The sequence below is a fragment of the Variovorax sp. GW822-FHT04A09 genome (assembly GCF_058801005.1).
On the sequence record NZ_JBXAMV010000001.1, the window covers coordinates 249730 to 267392 of the forward strand.

Consider the following 17663-nt stretch of genomic DNA (forward strand, 5'->3'; position numbering starts at 1 on the left):
AGGACCAAGCGTGAACAAATGGATGCCGATACTGTTGCAGAAGGCATGCCAGCGCGGCGGGTGTGAACGCCGCGTTCTGGCGCAGGAGGGTTCCTACTGCTTGTGACCGGACGCGGCCTCCCGAAGCAGGGGCTGGCGCGCCATCACCTCGTCGCGCGGGCCGTGGTCGCGCACATGGCCGGCCTCCATGAGGATCACGGTGTCGAAGCGCTCGAGCAGGCTCAGCCGGTGCACCGAGGCGATCACGCAGGCCTGCGGAAACGCCGCCGCGATACGCCCCAGCACCCGCGCCTCGGTGGCGGCGTCGAGCGCGCTGGTCGGCTCGTCGAGCAACAGCAGCGAACTGCCTTCGGCGGCGAGCACGCCGCGCGCCAGGCACAGCCGCTGGCGCTGGCCGCCCGACAGGTTGAAGCCGCGTTCCGAGATCGCGCTGTCGAGGTCGCCGTGCGTGGCCTTCAGCACCTCGTCGAAGGTGCTGGTGTGCAGCGCGGCGCGCAGGCGCTCGTCGTCGCAGGGACGCCCGAAGGCCAGGTTTTCGCGCACGCTGGCTTCGAACAGCTCGGTCTCCTGCGGGATCAGCGTGGCGAGCTGGCGCAGCCGGGCCCAGTCGGTCCGCTCGCCGTCGAGCGAGAGCGTGCCGCCGTGCGGCGCATACAGGCCGGCCAGCACGCGCAGCAGCGTGCTCTTGCCGCCGCCGCTGGGGCCCACGAGCGCCACGCGCTGGCCCCGGCGCAGCGTGAGCGCCACGTCGTGCAGGCCGCTGCGCGCGGGCGCGGCCGGGTCGTTGGCGACGGCGCCACGCGGGGCGTAGCGCCATTGCAGCTGCGCGACCTGCAGCTGCGTCCAAGGCGCCTGCATGTCGATGCGTTCGTGCGCCGGCACCTCCTCGGGCGGGGCCTCGAGCGTGGCACTCGTCGGCGCGTGCCAGATCGGTTCGGCGCTGCTGTAGTCGGTGTGCATGCGCGCAAAGAAACTGAAGTTGGCCGCCACCGAGGTGACCACGCCCGCCGCCTGCTGCGCGTACTGGTAGATCATGAACACCGCGCCCAGCATCACGGTCTGGCCCGGCGCGCGCGCCTGCCACACATAGATGACGACCAGGCCCCAGGTCAGCGCCAGCCCCATCAGGTCGACCGCGAACCACTTGCCCTCGTTGAGCACCACGGTGCGCTTCAGCGGCAGCGACACGGCCGCCATGCGACGGCGCAGCAACAGGCGCGACGCGCCCTGCAGCCGCAGGCCGATCACCGTGGAGGCATTGCCCAGGAAGTCGAGCAGCGCGGCCACGTAGCGCCGGTCGGCGTCGTTCTCGGCGCGTGCGAGCTTCATGAGCGCGCGGTCGATGCGCACGATCACCACGCCGATCAGCACATAGCCCGCGAGCGCCGTCACGCCGCTGGTGCGCGACAGCAGCGCCAGTGCCACCAGCGGCCCGACGAAGTTCACGGCGTTGGTGAGCCAGATGAACTGGTTCTGCGCGAAGTCGGCGAGCGCGCGGCTGGCCTGGTGCACGCGGTGCTGCAGCTCGCCCGAGTGGTGGCTGTCGTGCCAGGCGAGCGGCGCGGCGGCGATGCGCGCATAGAGCTGGTCGGCCAGCGTCTCGCGCACCTTCAGGCCCACGTTGCGCTCCAGGATGCGGCCCGGCCCGTGCAGCGCCCACGCGCCGACGTACACCCCCGCGAGCGTGGCGATCCAGCGGCCCGCCGCGGGCAGGTCGCCGCGTTGCAGCGCGTTGATGGCCTGGCCGGCGAGGTAGGGCAGCGTGAGGCGGATGAGCTGCGAGCTCGCGAGCAGCGCGGTGGCGGCCAGCAGCTGCGCACGTGCGCCGGCCGCGAAGTGCCACAGCGCGGCGTAGAGCGCGCGGATGGCGCGGCCGGGGGATTCGGTGGAGGAGGGCGTCGAACTCGTCATGCGCGCATCAGCCCGCCTTGCGGAAGGTGAGGTTGATGCGCTGCGCGCCGAGCCGTGCCTGCAACGGATGCGGTGCGTCCTTGAGCGGCAGCACGCCATGAAAGCGCAGCCGGTCCACGCCGCCCCACACCACCACGTCGCCGTGCACCAGCGGAATGCGGGTGGTCTTGTCGGCGCGCGCGAGCCCGCCGAACTGGAACACCGCCGGCATGCCCAGCGACACCGACACGATCGGCGCGCCGTGGTCGCGCTCGTCGCGGTCCTGGTGCAGCGAGAGCCGGCTGCCCGGCTGGTAGCGGTTGACCAGGCAGGCGTCGGGCGCAAAGCCGTCGAAACCGGCCAGCGCCGCCGCGTCGCGCGCGAGCTGCGCAAAGGCCTCGGGCATCGCGGGCCAGGGCACGCCGCTGTCGGGGTCGACCGCGCTGTAGCGGTAGCCGCGCCGGTCGCTGGTCCAGCCGAGCGCGCCGCAGTTGGTGAGCGCGACCGACATGGTGAAGCCGCCCGGCGTGACCAGGTGGCGGAACGGCGCGTGCGCCGCCACGCCGTCGATGGCATCGAGCAGCGCCTCGGCGCGCGGCAGCGCAAAGCCCGGCAGCACGAAGGCGGCCGGGCCGATCGGCTCGCGCGCGGCGCGCGGCGGGGCGTCGAAGAGGTCGAACGTCATGGGGGCATTGTCGCCAGCGGCAGGGGCGCTTCGGACCGTGGCGGTGGCTGCGATGCATTCAAGCTGTCACAAAGCGTCACTAGCATTCCGAGCACCAAAGCAGTACGCGGCACCGGCCCGGCGCCTGCGATTCCTCCTTCGTCACAGGACCCGGCATGTCTCGCGTTGCTCGGTCACGGTGGGTGTGTGTCTTGACCCTGATCCTCGGAATTCTGTCCCTCGCGGCTGTGTCGCATGCCGGCGAACCCGCGCCTTCGCCCGATGCGGCGGGGCGCATCGCCTTCGACCTGCCGGCCCAGCCGCTGGCCACCGCCGTGCAGGTCTACGCGCAGGCGACGGGGCAGTCCGTGTTCTTCGACGGGCAGCTCACCGCCGGCCTTGACTCCGCCGCGTTGCACGGCCTGTTCACCCCGCGCGAGGCGCTGCAGCGCCTGCTGGCCGGCACGCGGCTGGCCGCGCGCCACACCGACGCGCGCACCTTCACGCTGGTCGAGGCCGAGGCACCGCCGCCCGTGACCGCGACGGCACCGGCCGCGCCAGCCACTCCCGCCATGTCCCCGCGCGACGCGCGCGTGGTGCAGCAGGCGCTGGAGCGCACGCTGTGCCGCTGGCCGCATGCGCGCCCGGGCACCTACCGCGCGCTCGTGCAGCTGTGGGTCGGGCCCGGCGGCCATGTGCGGCGCACGCGGCTGCTCAGTTCCACCGGCCTGGCGCAGCGCGACGCCGCGCTCGAAGCCGCGATGAACACGCTGGTGCTCGAGCGCCCGCCCGAAGGCGAGGCCGACCAGCCGCTCACGGTGCTGCTGCTGCCGCGCACCGGCGACCGCCCCGACGTCTGCGACGCAGCGGTTTCTCCCTGAGCACGCCGTGGAACAGGACACCCCCGGCTTCCTGCGCAGCCTGCTGACCAGCCGCTACATCGACTTCCGCAACCGCCTGCGCCGCCGCCTGGGCTCGGAAGAGCAGGCCGACGACGTGCTGCACGAGACCTGGCTGCGCGTGCAGCGCATGAGCGACCCCGGCCCGGTGCAAAGCCCCATGGCCTACCTGCTGCGCATCGCGTCGAACGTGGCGGAAGACCGGCGCATCTCCCACGGGCGCCTGCTCGACTTCGTGGAGGTCGAGGAGCTGCTGCACTTTTCCGACGACAGCCACGACCCGGCGCGCGTCTCGGAGGCGCGCAGCGAGGTGCAGGCGCTGGAGCGCGCCCTCGAAGAGTTGCCGCGCCGCCGCCGAGACATCTTCATCGCCTCGCGCGTGGACGAGACGCCGCATGCCGACCTGGCGCGGCGCTACGGTGTGTCGGTGCGCATCGTCGAGCGCGAAGTGAAGGCCGCGCTGGTGCATTGCGCGGGCCGTTTGGGCCGCGATGTGATCCAGCGGTTCGGTCCCGGCGCCGGAAAACAGTCTGAGAAGACATGATGGCCGCCCCCACCCCGACCGACCGCGAACGCGCCGCGCTGGAAACGCAGGCGCACGACTGGCTCGTGCGCCTGACCTCCGGCCGCGCCACCACCGGCGACGCGCAGGATTTCCGTCGCTGGTGCGCCCGCAGCCCGCAACATGCGCAGGCCATGGCCGACGCGACGCGCCTGTGGGACCTGACCCGGCCCGCCGCCGAAGCGGTGGCGCAGCGCATGCCCGTGATGGACACACCGCCGCGCGCGGCCATCGTCATGTCGCGCCCGCCGATGTTCGGCCGCCGCCAGTTCCTCGGCGCCGCGCTCGCGGCCGGTGCCGCCGCCTTCGTGGTGGTGCGCCCGCCGGCCGACCTGTGGCCCGCGCTGTCCGACATGACGGCCGACTACCGCACCGGCACCGGCGAGCAGCGCCGCGTGGTGCTCGCCGATGCGGCGGCGGTGGTCGAGATGAACACGCAGACCAGCCTCAACTTCGCGCGCGGCGCCGAGGGCGAGCCGCCCGTGCTCGACATGCTCGGCGGCGAGGCGCAGGTGCAGCTCGACGCGGCGCGCCGCGCGCCCTTCACCATGACGGTGGGCGGTGCGCGCCTCGTGGCCGCGTCGGCCAGCCGCTTCAATGTGCGCGCCACCGGCGGCGAGGTGTGCGTGACCTGCTTCGCGGGCTCGGTCGAGCTGCGCGACGGCGAGCGCGTGCTGGTGGTGGGCGAGGCGCAGCAGATCCGCTACGGTGGCCGGCGCGAGGCCGAGGTGGCGCGCGCGCCCGACCTCGCGGCGGTGGCCGCCTGGCGCGAGCGCGTGCTGGTGTTCGACGACACGCCGCTGGCGGCCGTGGTCGACGAGATCAACCGCTACCGGCCGGGCCGCCTCATCGTCACGCGCGCCGAACTCGGCCGCCGCAAGGTGCAGGCACGGCTGCGGCTGGACGAGCTGCCGCATGTCGAGACGCTGATCGCCGTGAGCTACGGCGCGAAGCTCACGTCGCTGCCCGTCGGCATCGTGCTGCTGGGCTAGCTGCGCTGTGTGACGCGGCTGTGAAAAAAGCGGCGCGTCGTCTTCGTTCGCAAATTCTCCCGAACTTTTGCAGCGCGCGTGTCGGTCGCATCCGGTGAGCCCGGTCTCTTCTCCAGAACGGTTTTTCTCTGGGGTATGACATGAGCAACAAGACATTCCGCCGCGCGCCGGTCGCGCACGCCGCCGCCCTCGCGCTGGCCATGGCGGGCCTGGCGGGCAATGCACAGGCGCAGCGCGCCTTCAGCGCCGCGTGGATGGCGCAGAAGAACGTGACGCAGGGCACGGCCGCCGCGACGGGCTACCTGCCCAACGGCACGCCGGCCTCGATGCTGACGAACCCGCTGGCGCAGCAGCAGAAGGCCAACGAGCAGCTGCGCCAGTCGCTCGGCAACCTGGGCCTCGCGGCGCAGGCGATTGCCGCGCAGCAGGCCGCACAGGCCGCCGCGCGCACCGCCGCGCTGAACGAGCCCTCGGTGCCCGACGGCCTGGCCGACGGCGGCCTGAAGGTCGACACCAATTCGCTCAGCGCCGGCTGGCTCAACGCCCGCGCGCTGAACCGCGATTCGCAGAAGCAGGTCGACGGCCGCACCGTCGTCACCGTGGAGCAGACCGGCGACAAGGCCATCCTGAACTGGGAGACCTTCAACGTCGGGCGCAACACCACGGTCGATTTCAAGCAGCAGGCCGACTGGGCCGTGCTCAACCGCGTGAACGACCCGAAGGCGCGGCCTTCGCAGATCCAGGGGCAGATCAAGGCCGACGGCACGGTGCTCATCGCCAACCGCAACGGCATCGTGTTCAGCGGCACCAGCCAGACCGACACGCGCAACCTCGTGGCCGCGGCCGCCCACATCGGCGACGACCAGTTCAAGGCGCGCGGCATCTACTCGAACGACACCGCGCCGAGCTTCACCACGCGCAAGGAAGACCAGGGCAAGGTCGAGGTGCAGGCCGGCGCACGGCTGACCACCAACGAGCCCGGCTCCGTCACGCAGGGCGGCGGCTACGTGTTGCTGCTGGGCAAGGAGGTGGCCAATGCCGGCGAGATCGCCGCGCGCAAGGGCCAGGCACAACTCGCCGCGGGCGACAGCTTCGTGATCCGCAAAGGCATGGGCACCGAGGCCAACGCCTTCTCGACCACGCGCGGCAACGAGATCGCGCCGCAGTTCGCGGCCGACAGCACGGCGGGCACCGTGCGCAACAGCGGCCTCATCGTGGCGCGCGAAGGCGACATCACGCTGGCCGGCCGCGACGTGCGTCAGGACGGCGTGGCGCTGGCCACCTCCACCGTCGCCGCGCGCGGCACGGTGCACCTGCTGAACTCGGCCGCCGACACGCGCGGCAACGTCGCCGTCGGCAAGGGCGCGGTCACGGCCGTGCTGATCGAGGACGACGGCAAGGCCAGTGCGCTCGACAGCCAGCGCGATGCGCTCCTCAAGGAATCGGCCGCGCAGGACGCCGCGCGCGCGCTCGTGCCGCCCGCGCTCTTCGACAACCTCTCGCGGCTGTCGGACCGGCGCGACCAGTCGCGCATCGAGATCGTCTCGGGCGGCGACATCCGCTTCGAGGGCGAGTCGCTCACGCTCGCCACCGGCGGGCAGATCGCGGCCAGCGCCACGCGCCGCAGCTTCGTGGCCGACAAGGCGCGCCTCGATGTGTCGGGCGCGGTGGGCGTGAACGTGACGATGGAATCCAACAACGTCAAGGTCAACGTGCAGGGCAACGAGATGCGCGACGCCCCGCGCAACCGCGAGAGCGGCAAGCTGTTCAACAACGACGTGTGGATCGACCGGCGCAAGCTCGTGCGCGTGGCGCCCGGCGTGGGCGGCTACGAGGGCGAGCGTTGGTACGCGGCGGGCGGCCTGCTGGAGGTCGGCGGCTACCTGGGCAACCAGGGCCACGGCATCGGCGAATGGGCCGCGCAGGGCGGCACGGTGGTGCTGGGCGGCAGCGAGGTGGTCACGCAGGCGGGCTCGACGGTCAACCTGTCGGGCGGTTCGCTCAACGTGCAGACCGGCAAGATCTACCAGACCTGGCTCAAGGGCAGCGACGGTCGGCTGTACAACCTGAACAGCGCGCCGTCGGACCTGCTGTACGACGGCGTCTACAAGGGCTTCGAGGCCGAGCACGTGCGCTGGGGCAAGGCGAACACCGACTATTTCTACAACCCGCTGATCGGGCCGCAGCGCAAGCTGGAGAACGGCTACACCGTCGGGCGCGACGCCGGCCGGCTGGTGGTGAGCGCGCCCACGGCGGTGCTCGAAGGCGACATCGTGGCCGAGGTGTTCAACGGCGCGCAGCAGACACGCGCACGCGACGCCGCGCTGGACGACGGCTACCGCCAGTCGCAGAGCGCGGTGGCGCGCGGCGGCGTGCTGGCGGTGGGGCGCTACGGCGCGCTGGGCCGCATCGACCTGTTCGACACCGACGTGCGCTTCGGCGACGTGGCACCGGTCACGCAGCAGATGGCCGCGGCCGACGCGCTGGCCGACGAGCGCATCGGCACGCTGTGGCTCGACGCGGCGCACCTGAATGCGCAGCGCCTGTCGGTGCTCGACATCGGCACGCGCGGCAGCATCAACGTCGAGAAGGCGCTCACGCTGGCCGACGGCGGGCGCATGGCCCTGCTCGGCGCGTTCATCGACATCGGCGCCGACGTCACGGTGCGCGGCGGCGCGCTGGAAGCCGGCAATGTCTTCATGTCGCCGGTGGCGGGCGCCCAGCCGCGCGTGCTGGCGAAGGACGCCGATTCGTCGCTCACCGTGCGCGACGGCGTCACGCTCGACCTGCGCGGGCGTCGCGTCGACATCGGCACGGCGCCTGAAGACTCGGCCACGCTCGCGGTCATCGACGGCGGCACGGTGCGCCTCGAATCGACGCACGGCGTGACGATCGGGCAGGGCAGCCTGATCGACGTGTCGTCGGGTGCGGCGCTGCTGGCCAAGGGCAAGCAGAAGGGCGGCAAGGGCGGCAACGTGACGCTGGTGGCCGACTCGGCCGCGTCGCCCACCGACGCGAAGGGACGCCTGTCGCTCGGCGGCGAGATCCGCGGCCACGGCGTGAACGGCGGCGGCACGCTGAAGATCGAAACGGGCCACGCGCTGCTCATCGGCCCCGACCCGACGCTGTCGGACGCGACGCAGCTCGTGCTCGACGCGTCGCGCCTGCAGTCGGGCTTTTCCACCTACGACTTCAACGGCCATGCGGGCCTCACGGTCGCGCCGGGCGCGCAGCTCGACGTGCTCATGCCGGTCTATCGCATCGCGCCCGGGGCCGGTGCCGATCACGAAGCCGGCATCGCATTGCAACTGTGGACGCCGCCGCTGCTGCAGCAGGACACGGTGAACCGCCAGGCCGTGCAGCGCCAGGGCGCCGACCTCGTGCTGCGTTCGCAGCGCCGCATCACCGAAGGCGGCAACCTCGCCATCGGCGCGGGCGCGGTGGTGACGGTCGATCCGGGACGTTCGATCCAGCTGCTCGGCGGCGGCCTGAGCAGCTTCGTGGTGGACGGCCGGCTCAACGCCTGGGGCGGGCGCATCGCCATCGACATCGAGGCGCCGGCTTTCAACTCGCCGCTGAGCACCTCGCTGCAGCCGCACAACCGCTCGGTGTGGATCGGCGAGGGCGCGGTGCTCGACGTGGCGGCGCGCGCGCAGACCGGTGTCGACGACGACGGCCGCCGCTACGGCACGGTGCGCAACGGCGGCACCATCTCCATCGGCGGCGCGCTCGACTGGGAAGCCAAGGGCGCGGCCAACGCACCCGACGTGGCGGTCGTGATCCGCCCCGGCGCGCTGCTCGATGCCTCGGGCAGCCACGCGCGCATCGACGTGCCGGCCGTGGGCGGCCTGTGGCGCGAACTCGACGTGGCCAGCGACGGCGGCAGCATCGTGCTCAAGTCGGCGCACAGCCTGTACCTGGACGGCACGCTGCGTGCCCACGCGGGCGGCGCGAATGCGGCGGGCGGCACGCTCGCGGTGGCGCTCGAAGCGCCGGTGTTCTCGAAGATCTACACCGTCGACGACGCCGTGCGGCAGGCGCGCGAGCTGGTGATCTCGCAGGCGCAGCAGCCCAGCGGATTGCCGGCCACCCTCAAGCCGGGCCATGCCGATGCGGCACTGGCCTACGGCAAGGGGCGCCTGAGCGCGGACCAGGTGCGGGACGGCGGCTTCGGCAACCTCTCGCTGCTGGTCAACGGCCTGCTGAGCTTCGACGGCCATGTCGACCTCACGACCGCGCAGAGCCTGCGCCTGTACGCCGGCAGCTTCGCGCTGGCCGACAGCGCGGCGACCGATTCGAACGTGCGGCTTGCCTCGTCCTACCTGCGGCTGGCCGGCGTGACCGGTGCGCCCAAGCAGGACAACGAGGTGATCTACACCACCACCTGGCGCCACGGCGCATCGACCCGTGCGAGCGAGGCCACCTTCACGGCCGAGGCCGACCTGATCGACATCCGCGACCGCGTGGGCTTCGGCGCGCACGGCGAGATCGCCATGAAGACCGGCCCCGCACAGGTGGTGGACCGCCGCGGCTTCGACGCCGTGCACATGACCAGCCGCGGCGACCTGCGCCTGCTGGGTGGCACGCCCACGCTCGGCCTGCTCGGCGCGACCACGACCGAGCTGGCGACACTGGGCGACCTCACGCTCACCGCCGCGCAGATCTACCCCGCCACCGGCGCCAACGCGCAGATCCGCGCGGGCTACGACGAGGGCCGCGTGCTCGACATCCGCCGCCAGGTCGAGGGCGACGTGGCGATGCCGCAGTCGGCATTCGGCACGCTCGCGCTCGGCGGCGGCACGGTGCGCCAGGGCGGCATCGTGCGCGCGCCGCTGGGCAACCTGATCGTGGGACAGGACGGGCGCAGCACCTTCGAGGCGCGCGCCAGCGTGGTCGACCTGCTGCCGGGCAGCATCACCTCGGTCAGCGGCGCAGGGCTGCTCATGCCCTACGGCGGCACGACCGACGGCATCGGCTACAGCGTGGCCGGCACGCCCATCGACAAGCGCGCCATCGGCAGCAGCGGCATCCTGCTCACGGGCGACAGCGTGGTCGGGCACCAGGGCGCGCTGCTCGACCTGTCGGGCGGCGGCGAGCTCACGGGCGCGGGCTTCGTGAGCGGGCGTGGCGGTTCGGTGGACGTGCTGCGCACGCCGCTGGCCAATGCCAATCCGGCCAACACCTTCAGCAAGGCGGGCAACGGCGTGTACGCCATCGTGCCGGGCTTCCAGGGCGGCTACGCGCCGGTGTCGCCCGACGCGGGCGCCGGTGAGCCGGCCATCGGCCGGCAGGTCACGCTCGATCACGATGTGGGCGGGCTCAAGGCCGGCACCTACACGCTGCTGCCTTCGACCTACGCGCTGCTGCCCGGTGCCTTCCGCGTGGAAGTGGGGGCGCAAAGCGCGCTGCCCGCGACGCCGCTGCCGGCCGGCTACGGCTCGTACGTGGCGAGCGGCTACCTCGGCGTGGCGAACACGGCGGTGAAGTCGTCGCTGGCCAGCCAGCTGGTCGTCACGCCGGCGGCGCTGGTGAAGCAGCACGCCAGCTACAACGAGATGGGCTACGGCGCCTTCGTGGTGGCCGATGCGGCACGCCGCGGCGGCGTGCGCGGCGAGATCGCGGCCGACGCCCGCAACCTGCTGCTGGACTACTTCTATTCCAAGCCGAAGGACGGCGTGTCGATGCTGCAGTTCGACGGCCAGGCGCTGTTCAACCCGGCGGCCGGCAGCGCGGGCTTCGGCGGCACGCTGTCGGCGAAGGGCATCGCCATCGAGGTGACGGCGCCGGGCGCGCAGCGCACGGCCGGGTTCACAGGCGCGTCGCTGCAGGCCGACCAGCTCAACGCCTTCGGCGCGCCACGGATGATCCTGGGCGGCCAGATCGATCTGCCGTATGCCGACAACTACGCGACCTTCAAGTCGAACACCGGCCATGTCGTCGTGCGCAGCGGCGCGACCTTGCGCGGCGCGGAAATCTTCCTCGTGGCCGGCGGCTACGGCGACGGCATCCAGGTGGAGCAGGGCGCGTCGCTGAACACGCTGGGCGCCGGTGCGCCGGCCTACGATTCCACCGACGGCGTGGTGTTCTCGGCGGGCTTGGGCGGGGTGCTGGGCCTGTCGAACGGCTGGATCAACCTGCTGCCGCCCGTCGCGGGGGGGATACCCGCCATGGTCCAGATCGGCGCGTGCGCGAGCGGCGCCTGCACCGGCCACACCACGCTGTACGGCGAGGGCACGCTGGCCGTGGCCACGAACCGCTCGTTCACGATGGCCGACAACGTGCGCTACGGCGCGAAGAACCTGCTGCTGGCCGTGTCCTCGGTCAACCTGGGCAGCGACGCGGCGCTGCAGCAGGCGGCCGCCAACGGCCAGCTGCCGTCGGGCCTGTCGATGAACCAGGTCATCCTGGCGAACCTGCTGGCCGGCAACAAGGGCGAAGGCGTGCCCGCGGTCGAGACGCTGGTGCTGAACGCGCGCGAGTCGGTGAACATCTACGGCGCGGTGTCGCTGGACACGCTCGACCCCGCCACCGGCGTGTCGTCCATCGAACGGCTGGTGCTGGGCACGCCCGCCATCTACGGCTACGGCGGCGCGGGCGACAGCGCGAAGATCACGACCGGCGAATTCATCTGGACCGGCCTCACGCCGCGCCCGCCCGGCAACGACGAGATCTTTCCCGGTGGGAACGCACCGGGCGGCGCCATCGGCAGCCTGCTGGGCCACGGCACGCTCGACGTGTCGGCCGCGCGCATCGTGCTGGGCCACGCGCCCAACACGCAACCCGACGCGGGCTACTCGGCGGACCGACTCGCACTGGGCTTCGGCACGGTCAACCTGAACGCGAGCGAGCGCATCACCGCCAACGGCAAGGGCACGCTGGCCGTGTACCACCAGCAGGGCGAGTTCGTGACGGGCAAGGGCTACGACCACACCGGCGGCCAGCTGAACCTGCGCACCCCGCTGCTCACCGGCGAGGCCGGCTCGAACAACCGCATCACGGCGGGCGGCGACATCGTCGTGAGCGCACCGGCAGGCGCGCAGCCCGCCGGTGACGCGGCGCTGGGCGCGCAGCTGGCGCTCACCGGCCGCAACATCACCATCGACGGCACGGTCGGCCTGCCCTCGGGCAAGCTGCAGCTCACGGCCAGCGGCGATGTGACGCTGGGCGCCAATTCGCGCATCGACCTCGCGGGCCGCGCCGTGAAGTTCTTCGAGCAGACGCGCTACAGCCGCGGCGGCGACCTGGAGGTGACGAGCACGGCCGGCAACATCGCGCAGGCGGCGGGTTCGGTGATCGACCTGTCGGCCACGCACAACCGCGGCGGCACGCTGCAGGCGACGGCGCTGGGCGCCAACGCCGGGCGCATCGACCTGGGCGGACGCATCCTCGGCACCGCGAGCGGCACGTACGACGCGGGCGGCACCATCGTGCCCTACGACGCGGCCGAGATCAGCGTGCGCGGCCAGACCGTGGCCGACTTCGCGGGCCTGAACACGCGCCTGAACGAAGGCGGCGTGACGGGCGCGCGCCGCTTCCAGATCAAGCAGGGCGACCTCGCCATCGGCGACGAAGTGAAGGCGCGCGTGGTCGAGGTCACGCTCGACGGCGGCAGCCTCACGGTGAACGGCCGCATCGACGCCAGCGGCTTCCAGGTGGGCGCGATCCGCCTCGCGGCCAAGGGCGACCTCACCGTGAACGGCACGCTCGACGCGCATGCCACCGGCCTGCGCGTGGACAGCTACGGCAAGATCATCGACAGCCCGAACCGCGCCATCGTCGACCTCACGAGCACGCACGGCACGCTGACACTGGGCGGCGGCGCGGCCATCGACCTGCGCGCGGGCACGGCCGTGAGCGCGGCGCAAGGCAACGACGGCATCGCGCGCGGTACGCTCGCGCTGAACGCGCCGCGGCGCGGCGACAACGACGTGGCGGTGAACGTCGCCGGCACGCCCGCGATCCAGGGCGCGAAGACCATCGCGGTCAACGCCTTCCGCACCTACAGCGACGCACCGCTGGCGAGCGCGCCCGACGTCACGGGCCACGTGCCGCAGCTCATCACGCAGAAGTACCTCGACGAGATCGACGGCCACAGCGTCGCCTTCATCGACAAGGCGCTGGCCAACACCTCGCTGTCGGCGCGCCTGGCGGGCCTGGGCAGCTACCACCTGCGTCCCGGCGTGGAAATCGTCAGCAGCACCGGCGAGGGCGATCTCAGCGTGGTCGGCGACATCGACCTCTCGGGCTACCGCTATGGTCCGGGCGCGAACCGCACCGACCCGGCGCGCCGCGGCTTCGGCGAGCCCGGCGTGCTGGTGATCCGCGCGGGCGGCAACCTCAACGTGTACGGCAGCATCAACGACGGCTTCGCGCCGCCGCCGGCCACGCCCGACGACAAGGGCTGGTACCTGACCGAGCAGCGCACGAAGTTCGGCACGCCGTTCACGCCCGACGGCGGCGACATCGTCGTGCCAATCGACGGCGTGGTGCTCGACAAGGGCACCGTGTTCCCGAAGGACGCGCTGCTCAACTACGACGTGCCCGCCGAAGCCATGGTGCTGCCGGCCGGCACGGTGCTGCCCGTGACCGTGACGCTGGGCGCGGCCTACACGCTGCCCGCCGGCACGGTGCTGCGCGCCAACGTCTACAACGCCGACGGCAGCGTCCGGCTGAAGGCCGGCACGGTGCTGGGCGAGGCCGTGGTGCTGGACAGCGGCATGAAGCTGGGCGCGGGCACCGCGCTGCGCGCCGAGGCCAGCGTGCAGGCGATGGTGTGGCCCAAGGGCGTGCGCCTGCCGGTCGCGATGAAGGCCGACGGCACCATCGCGCTGGCGCGCGGCGCGGTGATTCCGTCGCTGACCGATGTGCAGCTGCCGAACGACGCGGCCGTCAACCTGCGGCCCGAAGTCGACGGCGTGCAGGGCCGCAACTGGGCCGTGGCGCCGATGCTGGGGCAGGGCGCGACGAGCTGGAGCCTGCAGCTCACGGCCGGCGCCGACCTGGACTCGGCCGACCGCCGCGCGGTCGACCCGGCCAAGCACGGCGCGCTCATCCTGGCCGACAGCCACGCGATGTACAACGTCAAGCTCACGCCGGGTGGCAGCGGCTTCCTGTGGGGGCCGAACGGGCCCATGTGGGGCCACGACGAGGGAACGCCGATGGACCCGCTGGATTTCGAGGCGGGCTACTGCGACTGGGGCGGTGAGGGCACCTGTGTGGTCGACCCGGCGCGCCTTTCCTACTTCTGGGGCCCCAACGGCGACGACTGGGACCCGAGCTTCGTCGAGGGCACGCCGGTGCTGCCCGAATACGTCACCATCTGCGAGTGGGGGCCGGGCATCTGCACGACGGTCATCAACCCCGTCAAGGACGTCACCAAATACACGCCGCTGTCGCCGATGTTCAGCGTGCTGCGCACCGGCACCGGCGACCTGGGCCTGGCGGCGGCGGGCAACTTCGTCATGGAGTCGCCGTTCGGCGTCTACACGGCCGGCACGCGCTCGGCGCCGCTGCTCGACGCCAACGGCCTCGACCCCTTCAACCTCGCACGCGGCAAGGCCGTCGGCGGCTCGGTGATCGGCCCGCAGACGGCGGACTACAGCGCCGCGCTCGCGGCCTACCAGGCCTGGTACCCCGAGCAGGGCGGCAACCTCGACATCACGGTGGGCGGCAACGTCGTCGGCGACGTCTGGGGTCATTTCGGGGGCGAGCGCGGACAGGCGCCGAGCGCCGCGGTGGGCAGCTGGCTGTGGCGCCAGGGCTCGGGCACGGCCCTGGCCGGCAGCGACCGTATCGCGACGTCGTGGTGGATCAACTTCGGCACCTACGCACTGCCGGCCGGTGCGCAGGTCAGCACCGACAGCAGCCCCGAGCCCTTCCTGGTGGGCTTCACCGGCATGGGCACGCTGGGCGGCGGCAACCTCACGCTGCGCGCGGGCGGCGACGCGGGCCTCACCACGCGGCTGGGCAACGGCCAGGTCTGGCAGCGCAGCGAGGCCATCGTGGCGGCGGTCGGCAGCACGGGCCGCGTCGACGCGAACGGGCAACTGACGCTCACCGGCGGCGGCGACCTGCAGCTGCGCATCGGCGGCGTGGTCAATCCGAACCTGGCCGCGGCGCAGTACGGCAGCTCTGGCACCAATACGCAGTACCAGGACCTCAACGGCGCCCTGGTCAACCTGCGCGGCGCGGCCACCGTGTCGGCCTCCGCCATCGGCGGCGTCGAGGTGCGCTACCGCAAGTACGCGTTCTCGCTGCCGGGCCAGGAGGGCGATGTGAAGGACACGCGCCCCATCGACCCCTTCACCCCGACCATCGGCGTCGGCAATGCCGGCATCGTGCTCGTGCCGGGCGATTCGGCGATGTACCTGGACACGCCGGGCGACCTGGTGCTCACCAGCGTGGCCGACGCGGGCCGCGCGCGGGTGCCGAACAGCTCGGCATTCAAGTTCGACGGCACCGAGTACGGCATCGGCCAGGGCTGGTTCACGCTGTGGACCGACCGCACCGCGATCAACCTGTTCAGCGCGGGCGGCAACCTCACGCCCGGCACCGACCTGGCGAACCGGGAGGCCGCCGGCCGGTACCTGGGCAGCATCAACATGAGCGACAACGTCACGGTCTATCCGTCGATCCTGCGCGCGACGGCGGCCTCGGGCAGCCTGTACTACGGCTTCTCGGCCACGCCGGCCAAGGAGGCGCCCGGCCGTGCGCTGGTGCTCGCGCCGTCGCCCTCGGGCGCGCTCGAGTTCCTGGCGGGCAATTCGTTGTTCGGCGGCGGCTATCCGGTGGGGATGTCGGGCGCGGTCACGCCGCTGCCCACGCCCTGGGCACCCGCCTTCGTGGGCTACAACTCGCGCCAGCAGCCGGTGGTCTACAACACCAGCCCGGAGGGCTCGATGGTCGGATCGCCCGGCGTGCCGAACTACGGGGTGGTCGACAACCACCCGCTGTTCGCTTTCGGGCCGGACACGCTGGGCCCCCGCGCGCTGCACGCAGCCGATGCGCCGCCCTCGCTGTTCTACGCCGTGCGCGGCGACATCCTGGGCCTGGCCAGCGGCACGGCGCGCAAGGTGCAGGCCAGCGGCGAACCCGCGCCCGAGACCTGGTACCGCTCGGCCGCGCCGGCGCGCATCCGCGCCGGGCGCGACATCGTCGGCACCGAGGCGCTGATCGTGAACAACGACCCGCGCGACGTGTCGCTGGTGCAGGCCGGGCGCGACATCCTGTACGCGAACCTGCAGGTGGCGGGCCCCGGCACGCTGGAGGTGTCGGCCGGCCGCCACATCACGCAGGACGACCGCGCCAGCGTGGTGAGCCGTGGTGCGCTGGCCGAGGGCGACACGCGCCCCGGCGCAAGCATCGCGATGATGGCCGGCATGGGCCCGATGGGCGTGGGCGGGCCGGACTTCTCGGCCATCGCCGACCGCTACCTCGACCCCGCGAAGCGCGCCGAGTCGGGCCCCGGCCAGTCGCTGGCGAGCCAGCCGGGCCGCGTGGTGAAGACCTACGACGCCGAGCTGGCCGCATGGCTCAAGGAACGCTACGGCTTCGTCGCCACCAGCGCCGACGCGAAGGACCCGGGCAGCGCGCTCGCGTACTTCAAGGCGCTGGCGCCCGAGCAGCAGCGCGTGTTCCTGCGCGGCGTGTACTTCGCCGAGCTGCGTGCGGGCGGGCGTGAGTACAACGACGTGGACGGCCCGCGCTACGGCAGCTACCTGCGCGGGCGCGGCATGATCGCCACGCTGTTCCCCGACCTCGACGCGGCGGGCCAGGAGATCGTGCGCACCGGCGACATCATCCTGTACGGCCCCTCGGGCGTGCACACCGACTTCGGCGGCGACATCCAGATGCTCGCGCCGGGCGGGCAGATCGTGGTGGGCGTGCAGGGCGCGGTGCCGCCGGGCAGCGCGGGCGTCATCACGCAGGGCATGGGCCACATCCAGCTGTTCAGCGAAGGCAGCCTGCTGCTGGGCCTGTCGCGCGTGATGACCACCTTCGGCGGCGACGTGCTGGCCTGGTCGGAGCAGGGCGACATCAACGCCGGCCGGGGCTCCAAGACCACGCTGGTCTACACGCCGCCCAAGCGCGTGTACGACAACATCGGCAACGTGAAGCTGTCGTCGCAGGTGCCTAGCTCGGGCGCCGGCCTTGCCACCTTGGCGCCCATCGCCGAAGTGCCGGCGGGCGACATGGACCTGATCGCGCCGCTGGGCACCATCGATGCGGGCGAGGCGGGCATCCGCGTGTCGGGCAACGTGAACCTCGCGGCCCTGCAGGTGGTGAACGCGGCCAACATCCAGGTCAAGGGCGAGTCGGCCGGCCTGCCGGTGGTGGCTTCGGTGAACGTGGGCGCGCTCACCAACGCCAGCGCGGCGGCCTCGCAGGCCGTGGGCGCGGCGCAGGAGGCGATGCAGCGCGAACGCGCGGCGGCGCGCCAGGCGCTGCCGTCGGTGTTCTCGGTGCGCGTGCTGGGCTTCGGCAACGAGGCCGCCGACGGCGCCGCCGCGCCGTCCGATGCGAGCCGCGCTGCGGCGCGCCCGGTGGGCTACGACGCGCACAGCCCGGTGCAGGTGCTGGGGCGCGGGCCGCTGGGCGATGCGCAGAAGACGAAGCTCACGGCGCAGGAGCGGCGTCTGCTGGGGCAGTGAGAGGGA

Annotated in this window: 6 protein-coding genes; 4 read left to right on the forward strand and 2 right to left on the reverse strand. The window is 72.5% G+C overall.

Annotated features, from left to right (window positions below; all coding sequences use genetic code 11):
* Positions 1–93 precede the first annotated feature (93 nt).
* Together AC1RLW_RS01045 and alkB are read right to left on the reverse strand one after the other, a co-directional pair.
* The gene (locus AC1RLW_RS01045; protein ID WP_493191974.1) at positions 94–1911 is read right to left on the reverse strand and encodes an ABC transporter ATP-binding protein; all 1818 of its coding nucleotides are present in this window, start codon (positions 1909–1911) and stop codon (positions 94–96) included.
* Positions 1912–1918: 7 nt separating this feature from the next.
* The gene (gene alkB / locus AC1RLW_RS01050) at positions 1919–2575 is read right to left on the reverse strand and encodes a DNA oxidative demethylase AlkB (RefSeq protein ID WP_492735016.1); all 657 of its coding nucleotides are present in this window, start codon (positions 2573–2575) and stop codon (positions 1919–1921) included.
* A gap of 191 nt (positions 2576–2766) precedes the next feature.
* Here alkB and AC1RLW_RS01055 point away from each other — a divergent pair, with 191 nt between their 5' ends.
* From AC1RLW_RS01055 to AC1RLW_RS01070, 4 genes are all read left to right on the forward strand, one after another.
* Positions 2767–3435: an STN domain-containing protein gene (locus AC1RLW_RS01055; protein ID WP_493191975.1), complete on the forward strand. Its 669-nt coding sequence runs from the start codon at positions 2767–2769 to the stop codon at positions 3433–3435.
* Positions 3436–3442: 7 nt separating this feature from the next.
* Entirely contained in the window at positions 3443–3997 is a 555-nt protein-coding gene (locus AC1RLW_RS01060; RefSeq protein WP_070061142.1) for an RNA polymerase sigma factor, read from the forward strand.
* Positions 3997–5007: a FecR family protein gene (locus AC1RLW_RS01065; protein WP_493191976.1), complete on the forward strand. Its 1011-nt coding sequence runs from the start codon at positions 3997–3999 to the stop codon at positions 5005–5007. Before AC1RLW_RS01060 ends, AC1RLW_RS01065 begins: the two co-directional genes overlap by 1 nt.
* Before the next feature lie 140 nt (positions 5008–5147).
* Positions 5148–17657 (forward strand): filamentous hemagglutinin family protein, encoded by a 12510-nt coding sequence (locus AC1RLW_RS01070; protein ID WP_493191977.1) that lies wholly within the window; start codon positions 5148–5150, stop codon positions 17655–17657.
* Positions 17658–17663 lie beyond the last annotated feature (6 nt).

Excerpts from the sequence above, each read along its gene's own strand:
- AC1RLW_RS01045 (WP_493191974.1), bottom strand. The coding sequence starts at position 1,911 with ATGACGAGTTCGACGCCCTCCTCCACCGAATCCCCCGGCCGCGCCATC.
- alkB (WP_492735016.1), bottom strand. The coding sequence starts at position 2,575 with ATGACGTTCGACCTCTTCGACGCCCCGCCGCGCGCCGCGCGCGAGCCG.
- AC1RLW_RS01065 (WP_493191976.1), top strand. The coding sequence starts at position 3,997 with ATGGCCGCCCCCACCCCGACCGACCGCGAACGCGCCGCGCTGGAAACG.
- AC1RLW_RS01070 (WP_493191977.1), top strand. The coding sequence starts at position 5,148 with ATGAGCAACAAGACATTCCGCCGCGCGCCGGTCGCGCACGCCGCCGCC.